The sequence below is a fragment of the Paraburkholderia strydomiana genome (assembly GCF_046030495.1).
GTDB classification, from domain to species: domain Bacteria; phylum Pseudomonadota; class Gammaproteobacteria; order Burkholderiales; family Burkholderiaceae; genus Paraburkholderia; species Paraburkholderia strydomiana_A.
Genome location: NZ_JAQQCJ010000040.1, coordinates 38747 through 48534, shown reverse-complemented (window position 1 = coordinate 48534; position 9788 = coordinate 38747). Strand labels below are relative to the sequence as shown.

The 9788-nt window shown below is 58.4% G+C and carries 9 protein-coding genes and 4 tRNA genes; 12 read left to right on the top strand and 1 reads right to left on the bottom strand.

What is annotated here, in order from left to right; all coding sequences use genetic code 11:
• The first annotated feature begins 100 nt into the window (after positions 1–100).
• The 11 genes from PQQ53_RS33305 (at position 101) to rplL (ending at position 5300) form a co-directional block, all read left to right on the top strand.
• Positions 101–186, top strand: a tRNA-Tyr gene (locus PQQ53_RS33305).
• Positions 187–227: 41 nt separating this feature from the next.
• Positions 228–301: transfer RNA gene (locus PQQ53_RS33300), tRNA-Gly, on the top strand.
• Positions 302–317: 16 nt separating this feature from the next.
• Positions 318–392, top strand: a tRNA-Thr gene (locus tag PQQ53_RS33295).
• A gap of 63 nt (positions 393–455) precedes the next feature.
• Positions 456–1646, top strand: coding sequence for an elongation factor Tu (gene tuf, locus PQQ53_RS33290; protein ID WP_105511076.1), 1191 nt, complete (start codon positions 456–458; stop codon positions 1644–1646).
• A 64-nt stretch (positions 1647–1710) separates the two neighbouring features.
• A tRNA-Trp gene (locus PQQ53_RS33285) sits at positions 1711–1786 on the top strand.
• A 36-nt stretch (positions 1787–1822) separates the two neighbouring features.
• The gene (gene secE / locus PQQ53_RS33280; RefSeq protein WP_179707953.1) at positions 1823–2203 is read left to right on the top strand and encodes a preprotein translocase subunit SecE; all 381 of its coding nucleotides are present in this window, start codon (positions 1823–1825) and stop codon (positions 2201–2203) included.
• Between the two features lies 1 nt (position 2204).
• Positions 2205–2762 carry a transcription termination/antitermination protein NusG gene (gene nusG / locus PQQ53_RS33275; protein ID WP_007180147.1) on the top strand — a complete coding sequence of 186 codons (558 nt, stop codon included), beginning with the start codon at positions 2205–2207 and terminating at the stop codon, positions 2760–2762.
• Between the two features lie 163 nt (positions 2763–2925).
• Positions 2926–3357 carry a 50S ribosomal protein L11 gene (gene rplK / locus PQQ53_RS33270; RefSeq protein ID WP_042329781.1) on the top strand — a complete coding sequence of 144 codons (432 nt, stop codon included), beginning with the start codon at positions 2926–2928 and terminating at the stop codon, positions 3355–3357.
• Positions 3358–4056 carry a 50S ribosomal protein L1 gene (gene rplA / locus PQQ53_RS33265; RefSeq protein ID WP_408328829.1) on the top strand — a complete coding sequence of 233 codons (699 nt, stop codon included), beginning with the start codon at positions 3358–3360 and terminating at the stop codon, positions 4054–4056. It begins immediately after the preceding gene.
• A gap of 302 nt (positions 4057–4358) precedes the next feature.
• On the top strand, positions 4359–4862 hold the full coding sequence (rplJ, locus tag PQQ53_RS33260) for a 50S ribosomal protein L10 (RefSeq protein ID WP_042329779.1): 504 nt from the start codon (positions 4359–4361) through the stop codon (positions 4860–4862).
• A gap of 63 nt (positions 4863–4925) precedes the next feature.
• Positions 4926–5300: a 50S ribosomal protein L7/L12 gene (rplL, locus tag PQQ53_RS33255; protein WP_408149840.1), complete on the top strand. Its 375-nt coding sequence runs from the start codon at positions 4926–4928 to the stop codon at positions 5298–5300.
• 3 nt (positions 5301–5303) lie between these two features.
• Here the strand turns inward: rplL and PQQ53_RS33250 are convergent, their stop codons facing one another.
• Positions 5304–5546, bottom strand: a complete 243-nt coding sequence (locus tag PQQ53_RS33250; protein ID WP_408328826.1) for a hypothetical protein — start codon at positions 5544–5546, stop codon at positions 5304–5306.
• Positions 5547–5670: 124 nt separating this feature from the next.
• Between PQQ53_RS33250 and rpoB the strand changes: the two genes are divergently transcribed.
• Positions 5671–9777, top strand: a complete 4107-nt coding sequence (gene rpoB / locus PQQ53_RS33245) for a DNA-directed RNA polymerase subunit beta (protein WP_121315902.1) — start codon at positions 5671–5673, stop codon at positions 9775–9777.
• Positions 9778–9788: the final 11 nt, after the last annotated feature.

Here is a 9788-nt window from a genome sequence, read left to right as displayed (position 1 = left end):
AAGGACTGGAATCACTATATAAGTGAGAGCTTTGGGTTTGGAACGGTCAAGCAAGTCTTGACAACAAACGGTTGTTCCCCCATAATCATCAGTTCTCTGCGGAGGGGTGCCCGAGTGGCTAAAGGGGGCAGACTGTAAATCTGTTGGCTTACGCCTACGTTGGTTCGAATCCAACCTCCTCCACCAGAATGCAAGTTGTAGCAGTTGTTGGGAATCCATGAATCCTTGCGGGTGTAGCTCAATGGTAGAGCAGAAGCCTTCCAAGCTTACGACGAGGGTTCGATTCCCTTCACCCGCTCCAGTGACACAGAAGTAGCGCCCATGTGGCTCAGTGGTAGAGCACTCCCTTGGTAAGGGAGAGGTCGGCAGTTCGATCCTGCCCATGGGCACCAGAAGTACTCGGTGATTGTTTGCGCCCGGCGCAACGTACGGAAAAATCCTCTTAGGAGTCGAAAATGGCCAAGGGTAAGTTTGAGCGGACCAAGCCGCACGTGAACGTCGGCACGATCGGTCACGTTGACCACGGCAAGACCACGCTGACGGCAGCGATCACGACGGTTCTGACGCAGAAGTTTGGCGGCGAAGCGAAGGCATACGACCAGATTGACGCGGCGCCGGAAGAAAAGGCACGTGGTATTACGATCAACACGGCACACGTCGAGTACGAAACGGCTAACCGCCACTACGCACACGTCGACTGCCCGGGCCACGCTGACTATGTGAAGAACATGATCACGGGCGCAGCGCAGATGGACGGCGCGATCCTGGTGTGCTCGGCTGCAGACGGCCCGATGCCGCAAACGCGTGAGCACATCCTGCTGGCGCGTCAGGTTGGCGTTCCGTACATCATCGTGTTCCTGAACAAGTGCGACATGGTGGACGACGCTGAGCTGCTGGAGCTGGTCGAGATGGAAGTTCGCGAACTTCTGTCGAAGTACGACTTCCCGGGCGACGACACGCCGATCATCAAGGGTTCGGCCAAGCTGGCGCTGGAAGGCGACAAGGGCGAGCTGGGCGAAGTGGCGATCATGAACCTGGCCGATGCGCTGGACACGTACATCCCGACGCCGGAGCGCGCAGTTGACGGTGCGTTCCTGATGCCGGTGGAAGACGTGTTCTCGATCTCGGGTCGCGGCACGGTGGTGACGGGTCGCGTTGAGCGCGGCATCGTGAAGGTCGGCGAAGAAATCGAAATCGTTGGTATCAAGCCGACGGTGAAGACGACCTGCACGGGCGTGGAAATGTTCCGCAAGCTGCTCGACCAGGGTCAGGCAGGCGACAACGTTGGTATCCTGCTGCGCGGCACGAAGCGTGAAGACGTGGAGCGTGGCCAGGTTCTGGCGAAGCCGGGTTCGATCAACCCGCACACGCACTTCACGGCTGAAGTGTACGTGCTGAGCAAGGACGAAGGTGGCCGTCACACGCCGTTCTTCAACAACTATCGCCCGCAGTTCTACTTCCGTACGACGGACGTGACGGGCTCGATCGAGTTGCCGAAGGACAAGGAAATGGTCATGCCGGGCGACAACGTGTCGATCACGGTGAAGCTGATCAACCCGATCGCGATGGAAGAAGGTCTGCGTTTCGCAATTCGCGAAGGCGGCCGTACGGTCGGCGCTGGTGTGGTTGCCAAGATTCTCGAGTAACGCCAGATAGTTCTCGTGGATCGGTAGTTTCGGGGTTGGCGGTGTCGTCAACCCCAAATGGTTTAGGGGCATAGCTCAACTGGCAGAGCGTCGGTCTCCAAAACCGAAGGTTGGGGGTTCGATTCCCTCTGCCCCTGCCAACTCTTGCGTCGTATGTGGCGCTTCGTTAAGGTGTTATGGCGAATCCTTCCGTCGAAACTGTAAATACATCCGGCGACAAGTTGATGCTCGTTGCAGGGGTATTGTTGGTCTTGGCCGGGTTCGTGGGGTTCTTCTGGCTCAATGGCCAGGAATGGTACATCCGCGGAGCTGCCTTGGCTGTTGGTGCGATCGCGGGCGTTGCGGTCGGTCTTCTCTCCGCGCCTGGCAAGGGTTTCATCGCTTTCGCCAAAGATTCGTACAAGGAAGTCCGTAAGGTTGTTTGGCCTACTCGCAAAGAGGCGACCCAGACAACGCTCGTAGTTTTCGGCTTCGTGTTCGTCATGGCAATTTTTCTTTGGGTTAGTGACAAATCCATTGAATGGGCGATTTTCTCGGTGATTCTGGGTTGGAAATGATATGAGCGATACTCCGGCATCCCCGAGCGGCAAACGTTGGTATGTGGTGCACGCCTACTCCGGTATGGAGAAGAGCGTGCAACGTGCGCTTCAGGAGCGCATCGAACGTGCTGGCATGCAAGACCAGTTTGGTCAAATCCTCGTTCCGACCGAAGAGGTGGTCGAGGTGAAGGGCGGTCACAAATCGGTGACCGAACGTCGGTTCTTCCCGGGCTACGTGCTCGTGGAAATGGAAATGACAGATGAAACGTGGCACCTTGTGAAGAACACGGCTAAGGTGACCGGTTTCGTTGGCGGTGCGCGAAATCGCCCGAGCCCGATTTCCCCGCGGGAAGTCGAAAAGATCATGTCGCAAATGCAGGAAGGCGTGGAGAAGCCGCGTCCGAAGACCCTGTTCGAAGTTGGCGAGATGGTTCGGGTGAAGGATGGTCCTTTCACGGATTTCAACGGCAGCGTCGAAGAAGTGAACTACGAAAAGTCGCGCGTCCGTGTTTCCGTTACAATCTTCGGCCGCGCAACGCCGGTCGAGCTGGAATTCGGCCAGGTCGAAAAGTTGTAATCCAGAATTCTACGGGGCGCACCGGTCGGTGCGTTCCGTATTTCGCGCTTACGGTCCGCGTAATGGTCGTTGAGGAGCGTAAGTAATCAGTTTCGACGAACGCGCGCTACTACTCACTGAACGTTCGCATTTATTTCTGGAACGTTCCAAAGAGGTTTTCAACATGGCAAAGAAAATCATCGGCTTTATCAAGCTGCAGATTCCTGCAGGTAAAGCCAACCCGTCGCCGCCGGTCGGCCCGGCACTGGGCCAACGCGGCCTGAACATCATGGAGTTCTGCAAGGCGTTCAACGCGCAGACTCAAGCAATGGAGCCGGGTCTGCCGATTCCGGTCGTGATCACCGCGTTCGCTGACAAGAGCTTCACGTTTGTACTGAAGACGCCGCCGGCCACGGTTCTGATCAAGAAGGCAGCTAAGATTGACAAGGGTTCGAGCAAGCCGCATACCGACAAGGTCGGCAAGATCACCCGTGCTCAAGCTGAGGACATCGCCAAGACCAAGATGCCCGATCTGACGGCAGCTGATCTGGACGCAGCGGTTCGTACGATCGCTGGTAGCGCCCGCTCGATGGGCATCACCGTGGAGGGCGTGTAAATGGCTAAGCTTTCGAAGCGTCTGCAAGTATTTGCAGCCAAGGTTGATCGTCAGAAGCTGTACGCGATCGACGAAGCTCTGTCGATCGTCAAGGAATGCGCAAGCGCGAAGTTCGACGAGTCGATCGACGTCGCAGTGCAACTCGGCATCGACGCGAAGAAGTCGGACCAAGTGGTTCGTGGTTCGGTCGTGCTGCCGGCTGGTACTGGTAAGTCGGTCCGCGTCGCAGTGTTCGCACAAGGTGAAAAGGCTGAGCAAGCTCGTGCCGCCGGCGCAGAAGTCGTTGGTATGGAAGACCTGGCTGAACAGGTCAAGGCTGGCAAGCTGGACTTCGACATCGTGATCGCTTCGCCGGACACGATGCGCGTCGTCGGTACGCTGGGTCAGATCCTCGGCCCGCGTGGCCTGATGCCGAACCCGAAGGTCGGTACGGTTACGCCGGACGTCGCGACTGCGGTCAAGAACGCCAAGGCTGGGCAGGTGCAATTCCGTGTCGACAAGGCCGGTATCATCCACGCGACCATCGGCCGTGCTTCGTTCGAGCCGACGGCTCTGCGTAGCAACCTGAGCGCGCTGGTCGAAGCACTGCAAAAGGCGAAGCCGGCAACGAGCAAGGGTGTCTACCTGCGCAAGGTTGCTGTGTCGAGCACGATGGGTGTCGGCGTTCGCGTCGACCAGGCATCGCTCGCTGCACAGTAATAAATTTCATCGCCTCGGCGCGAGTCGGGGCGGTTTTATGGGCTTTGGGCGGTTGTGAGGTGGCAGTCTGCATCGCACAGCCGGTTGTCAAAGACCGTTGGCGGGCAAGCAGTAGGTAGGCGAGTCCTTAATGTAAAGCCAACGCAGATGGCGAACCCGAAAAGGTTTTGTAGTGATGAAGCCGGTTGACGTCCGCAGCAATGCGGGTGTCAGGCGGTCGAAATACTCCTGACTGGTCGGACGCCGTTATTGAACGCGGTACACAAGGCGCACGCTGCGTGTATCGAATCTGGAGGTTAACCGTGCCACTCAACAAAGAAAGCAAGCAGGCTGTGGTCGCTGAGGTTGCCGCGCAAGTCGCGAAAGCCCAGACCGTGGTTCTGGCTGAGTATCGTGGAATCGCGGTTGGCGATCTGACCAAGCTGCGCGCGAAAGCGCGTGAGCAACAGGTTTACCTTCGTGTGTTGAAAAACACGCTGGCGCGTCGCGCTGTCGAAGGTACCCCGTTTGCTCCGCTGGCAGAGCAGATGACTGGCCCCCTGATCTACGGCATCTCGGAAGATGCAATTGCTGCAGCTAAGGTCGTCAACGACTTCAGCAAGGGCAATGACAAGTTGGTCATCAAGGCTGGTTCCTACGAAGGCAAGGTGATGGACAAGGCTGGCGTGCAAGCGCTGGCAAACATCCCGAGCCGCGAAGAACTGCTCTCCAAGCTGTTGTACGTTATGCAAGCACCTGTTTCCGGCTTTGCGCGCGCTCTGGCCGCGCTGGCAGAAAAGAAACAAGGCGAAGAAACCGCTGCGTAACGCACTTCAGTCGAGCGTGATTGATCGCTGGCTGTATCCGAATTCAATTTAGGAGTATTTCAAATGGCAATCGCAAAAGAAGACATCCTCGAAGCCGTAGGCTCGATGTCGGTTCTGGAACTGAACGAGTTGGTTAAGGCGTTCGAAGAAAAGTTTGGCGTGTCGGCAGCTGCTGTTGCAGTGGCAGGCCCGGCAGGCGGCGGCGCTGCTGCTGCTGCTGAAGAGCAGACCGAATTCACGGTCAACCTGGTTGACGTCGGCGCGAACAAGGTTTCCGTCATTAAGGCTGTTCGCGAACTGACGGGTCTCGGCCTGAAGGAAGCGAAGGACCTGGTCGACGGTGCACCGAAGCCTGTTAAGGAATCGGTGCCGAAGGCTGCTGCTGAAGAAGCCAAGAAGAAGCTGGAAGAAGCCGGCGCGAAAGCTGAAATCAAGTAAGTTTCAGCGCGCTGTGCGAAGGCTGGCGGTTTTCCACCGCCGGCCTTTTTGTGCTTTGTGGGAGCCGCGTTTTTGCACGGCTGTTTCGGCAAGAACGAGACTCCCAGAAGCCAAAGAAAACCGCCCTTCGGCAATATTGACCGGCGTTTTTCTTTGTCTTCTGAAGCGACTGCAGAAGGCAAGTTTGGTCGGGTAGCGGGCAACATAGGCATCCGCTGCCGTCAGCCAGCGGTTGGTAGCGGCCAACCACCAAGCTTCTAGGCTCGTTCAAGCCATCGGACGGCCATCGGGTCTCAGTCGGTGAACACTCGGGTTGTCTCATCAAGGTATCCTGCCTCGACAACAATGCCCGCCGTGATTCGGAGATCGTATGCAATATTCCTTCACCGAGAAGAAGCGTATTCGCAAGAGTTTTGCGAAGCGCCCCATCGTTCACCAAGTACCTTTCCTGCTGGCTACCCAGCTTGAATCATTCAGCACGTTTCTGCAAGCAGACACGTCGTCTACGCAACGCAAGCCGGAAGGCCTGCAAGCTGCGTTTACCTCCGTTTTCCCGATCGTTTCGCATAACGGTTTCGCTCGTCTCGAGTTCGTCAGCTACATGCTGTCGCCGCCGGCATTCAACATCAAGGAATGTCAGCAGCGCGGTTTGACGTACTGCTCGGCCCTGCGCGCGAAAGTGCGTCTGGTGCTGCTCGACAAGGAATCGCCGAGCAAGCCGGTCGTCAAGGAAGTGAAGGAGCAGGAAGTGTACATGGGCGAAATTCCGCTCATGACGCCGACCGGTTCGTTCGTCATCAACGGCACGGAACGTGTGATCGTTTCGCAGCTGCACCGTTCGCCGGGCGTGTTTTTCGAACACGACAAGGGCAAGACGCACAGCTCGGGCAAGCTCCTGTTCTCGGCTCGTATCATTCCTTACCGCGGTTCGTGGCTCGACTTCGAGTTCGACCCGAAGGACGTGCTGTATTTCCGCGTCGACCGTCGCCGCAAGATGCCGGTCACGATCCTGTTGAAGGCAATCGGTCTCACGCCGGAACAGATCCTCGCAAACTTCTTCGTGTTCGACAATTTCACGCTGATGCCGGAAGGCGCGCAGATGGAATTCGTGCCGGAGCGTCTGCGCGGCGAAGTCGCGCGCTTCGACATCTCGGACCGTGACGGCAACGTGATCGTCCAGAAGGACAAGCGGATCAACGCGAAGCACATTCGCGACCTCGACAACGCGAAGACCAAGTTCATCTCGGTCCCGGAAGACTATCTGCTCGGCCGCGTGCTGGCGAAGAACGTCGTCGACGGCGACACCGGTGAAGTCATCGCCAACGCGAACGACGAAATCACCGAAACCGTCCTCGAAAAGCTCCGCGAAGCGAAGATCAAAGACATCCAGACGCTCTACACGAACGATCTGGATCAAGGTCCGTACATCTCGTCGACGCTGCGGATCGACGAAACGGCGGACAAGATGGCCGCTCGCATCGCGATCTACCGCATGATGCGTCCGGGCGAACCGCCGACCGAAGAAGCGGTTGAGGCGCTGTTCAACCGTCTGTTCTACAGCGAAGACGCATACGACCTGTCCAAGGTGGGTCGTATGAAGTTCAATCGTCGCGTGGGTCGCGACGAGATCGTCGGTCCGATGACGTTGCAAGACGACGACATCCTCGCCACGATCAAGATCCTGGTCGAACTGCGTAACGGCAAGGGCGAAGTGGACGACATCGACCACTTGGGCAATCGTCGTGTGCGTTGTGTCGGCGAACTGGCGGAAAACCAGTTCCGCGCAGGTCTCGTGCGTGTCGAACGTGCTGTGAAGGAACGCCTCGGCCAGGCCGAAAGCGAAAACCTGATGCCGCACGACCTGATCAACTCGAAGCCGATTTCGTCGGCGATTCGTGAGTTCTTCGGTTCGTCGCAGCTGTCTCAGTTCATGGACCAAACGAACCCGCTGTCGGAAATTACCCACAAGCGCCGCGTTTCGGCACTTGGCCCGGGCGGTTTGACGCGCGAGCGCGCTGGCTTTGAAGTCCGCGACGTGCACCCGACTCACTACGGTCGTGTGTGTCCGATTGAAACACCGGAAGGTCCGAACATCGGCCTGATCAACTCGCTGGCGCTGTACGCGCACCTGAACGAATACGGCTTCCTCGAAACGCCGTATCGCAAGGTGGTCGACAGCAAGGTGACCGACCAGATCGACTATCTGTCGGCGATCGAAGAAGGCCGTTACGTGATCGCTCAGGCGAACGCGGCGGTGGCTGCCGACGGCTCGCTGACCGACGAACTCGTGTCGTCGCGTGAAGCAGGCGAAACGCTGATGGTCACGCCGGACCGCATCCAGTACATGGACGTGGCGCCGTCGCAGATCGTGTCGGTCGCAGCTTCGCTGATTCCGTTCCTCGAGCACGATGACGCGAACCGCGCATTGATGGGTTCGAACATGCAGCGTCAGGCTGTGCCGTGTCTGCGTCCTGAAAAGGCCGTGGTCGGTACGGGTATCGAGCGCACGGTGGCAGTCGACTCGGGCACGACGGTTCAGGCATTCCGCGGCGGTGTGGTCGATTACGTCGACGCAGGCCGTATCGTGATTCGCGTGAACGACGACGAAGCGGTGGCGGGCGATGTCGGTGTGGACATCTACAACCTGATCAAGTACACGCGTTCGAACCAGAACACGAACATCAACCAGCGTCCGATCGTGAAGATGGGCGACAAGGTTGCGCGCGGCGACGTGCTGGCTGACGGCGCTTCGACCGATCTGGGCGAGCTCGCGCTCGGCCAGAACATGCTGATCGCGTTCATGCCGTGGAACGGCTACAACTTCGAAGACTCGATTTTGATCTCGGAGAAGGTGGTTGCTGACGACCGCTACACGTCGATCCACATCGAAGAGCTGAACGTCGTGGCTCGCGACACGAAGCTCGGACCGGAAGAAATCACGCGCGACATTTCGAACCTCGCGGAAGTGCAGCTTGGCCGTCTCGACGAGTCGGGCATCGTGTACATCGGCGCGGAAGTCGAAGCGGGCGACGTGCTGGTCGGTAAGGTCACGCCGAAGGGCGAAACCCAACTGACGCCGGAAGAAAAGCTGCTGCGCGCGATCTTCGGTGAAAAGGCTTCGGACGTGAAGGACACGTCGCTGCGCGTGCCGTCAGGCATGAGCGGTACGGTCATCGACGTTCAAGTGTTCACGCGTGAAGGCATTCAGCGCGACAAGCGTGCGCAACAGATCATCGACGATGAACTGAAGCGCTATCGCCTCGACCTGAACGACCAGCTGCGCATCGTGGAAGGCGACGCGTTCCAGCGTCTCGCACGTATGCTCGACGGCAAGGTCGCGAACGGCGGTCCGAAGAAGCTCGCGAAGGGCACGAAGATCGAACAGGCTTACCTGGAAGATCTCGACCACTACCACTGGTTCGACATCCGCCTCGCGGACGAAGAAGCAGCGGCGCAGCTCGAAGCGATCAAGAACTCGATCGAAGAAAAGCGTCACCAGTTCGATCTGGCGTTCGAAGAAAAGCGCAAGAAGCTCACGCAAGGCGACGAACTGCCGCCGGGCGTGCTGAAGATGGTCAAGGTGTACCTGGCAGTCAAGCGCCGTCTGCAGCCTGGCGACAAGATGGCCGGCCGTCACGGTAACAAGGGTGTCGTGTCGAAGATCGTTCCGATCGAAGACATGCCGTACATGGCCGACGGCCGTCCGGCTGACGTCGTTCTGAACCCGCTCGGCGTGCCGTCACGGATGAACGTGGGTCAGGTTCTCGAAGTGCATCTGGGTTGGGCCGCGAAGGGTCTGGGCTGGCGTATCGGCGAAATGCTGCAGCGTCAGGCGAAGATCGCTGAACTGCGCGAATTCCTGACCAAGATCTACAACGAGTCGGGCCGTGCTGAAGAGCTGGACAGCTTCACCGACGACGAAATCGTTGAGCTGGCGAAGAACCTGCGCGAAGGCGTGCCGTTTGCAACGCCGGTGTTCGACGGTGCGACGGAAGAAGAAATGTCGCGCGCGCTGGATCTGGCATTCCCGGACGACATCGCGAAGAACCTCGGCATGACGCCGTCGAAGAATCAGGTTCGTCTGTACGACGGCCGCACGGGCGAGATGTTCGAACGTACGGTGACGGTCGGCTACATGCACTACCTGAAGCTGCACCACCTGGTCGACGACAAGATGCACGCGCGTTCCACGGGCCCGTACTCGCTCGTGACGCAGCAGCCGTTGGGCGGTAAGGCGCAGTTCGGTGGCCAGCGTTTCGGTGAAATGGAAGTGTGGGCGCTCGAAGCGTACGGCGCATCGTACGTGCTGCAGGAAATGCTGACGGTGAAGTCGGACGACGTGACAGGCCGGACCAAGGTGTACGAGAACCTGGTCAAGGGCGATCACGTGATCGATGCAGGCATGCCGGAATCCTTCAACGTGTTGGTGAAGGAAATCCGCTCGCTGGGTATCGACATCGACCTCGACCGCAACTAATCGGACTACTG

Coding starts and splice junctions, on each gene's coding strand:
- tuf (WP_105511076.1), top strand. CDS start 456: ATGGCCAAGGGTAAGTTTGAGCGGACCAAGCCGCACGTGAACGTCGGC.
- secE (WP_179707953.1), top strand. CDS start 1,823: ATGGCGAATCCTTCCGTCGAAACTGTAAATACATCCGGCGACAAGTTG.
- nusG (WP_007180147.1), top strand. CDS start 2,205: ATGAGCGATACTCCGGCATCCCCGAGCGGCAAACGTTGGTATGTGGTG.
- rplK (WP_042329781.1), top strand. CDS start 2,926: ATGGCAAAGAAAATCATCGGCTTTATCAAGCTGCAGATTCCTGCAGGT.
- rplA (WP_408328829.1), top strand. CDS start 3,358: ATGGCTAAGCTTTCGAAGCGTCTGCAAGTATTTGCAGCCAAGGTTGAT.
- rplL (WP_408149840.1), top strand. CDS start 4,926: ATGGCAATCGCAAAAGAAGACATCCTCGAAGCCGTAGGCTCGATGTCG.
- rpoB (WP_121315902.1), top strand. CDS start 5,671: ATGCAATATTCCTTCACCGAGAAGAAGCGTATTCGCAAGAGTTTTGCG.